1 protein-coding gene is annotated in these 1157 nt (G+C 70.2%); it reads left to right on the top strand.

The window, feature by feature from the left end:
- Positions 1-1157 (top strand): relaxase domain-containing protein (locus tag ACFRCG_RS48670; protein WP_380043103.1); only part of this gene is annotated, 1157 nt, incomplete at both ends.

Consider the following 1157-nt stretch of genomic DNA (forward strand, 5'->3'; position numbering starts at 1 on the left):
GGACCTGGAGGGCGCGGCCGCCGCCGCCGAGAAGGCCGATCAGGTCTGGGAGTGCCTGATGGAGGGCGTCCAAGCCGGGCTGGAATTCCTGGAGGAAGAGGCCGGGTACGCCCGCGACGGACGCCACGGTGCGAAGGACCCGGACGGGGCCCCTATGGGCCGCCAGGTCGACGCGCACGCGTGGACGATCGCTTCGTTCCGGCAGCACACCAGCCGCGATTCCGACCCGCAGCTGCACATCCACAACGCGATCTGGAACCGCGTGGAATCCTCGTCCGTCGACCCCGTGACCGGCGAAGTCACGTCGAAGTGGCTCACCATCGACGGACAGGAGATCTACCGGCACACCAAGGCCGCCGGACACATCTTCGAGAAGGTGTCGGACGAGGCCCTGTACCGCAAGATGGGCTTTCGCGTGGCCACCCGCCCGGACGGCATGGCCCGCGAGATCGTCGGCATCTCCGAGGAGAAGCGCGACAAGTACAGCTCCCGCCGGCGGACCATCACCAAGGGCACCGCCGAGCTGGCCAAGGCGTACGAGGAGCGGACCGGCCGCGCGCCGGGCGCCCACGAGCTGGCCCGCATGGCCCAGTGGGTCAACCTGACCGAGCGGAAGAACAAGGTGGAAGCCGTCCCGCGCGAGCAGCTGCTGGAGCGCTGGGAGGCCGACATGGTGGCCGACACCCGCGAGTCGCTGGCCGACATTCCAGCGCAGGTGGAACGCGCGACCGCCGAACTGGAACGCGACGGACGTACGCTGGAATCGGGCCTGGAATTCGACCCGACGAAGGTCGTGCAGCAGGCCATCGAGAACGCCCAGGACCAGAAGTCGACGTGGCGTCGAGGCGACCTGATCGTGGAGATCACCAAGGAACTTCCGGACTGTCTCGGAGGGCTGGAACGCCACCAGGTGACCGCCCTCGTCAACGAGCTGGCCGATGCCGCGCTGCAGCCCGGAGCCGACACGGCCGTGGTCCGGCTGACCGCCCGCAACCTCGTCCCGCTCCCCCCGGAGCTGTGCCGCGAGGACGGGCTGTCGGTCTACGCCCGTCACGGCGCCCGCCGGTACGCCACGGAGGCCCACCTGGAGCGAGAGGGCCGCATCATCGCCAAGGCCACCGAGCTGGGCGCCCCCGCCGTGGGCCGCGAGGCGATCG

Source organism: Embleya sp. NPDC056575 (genome assembly GCF_042793325.1).
Taxonomy (GTDB): domain Bacteria; phylum Actinomycetota; class Actinomycetes; order Streptomycetales; family Streptomycetaceae; genus Embleya.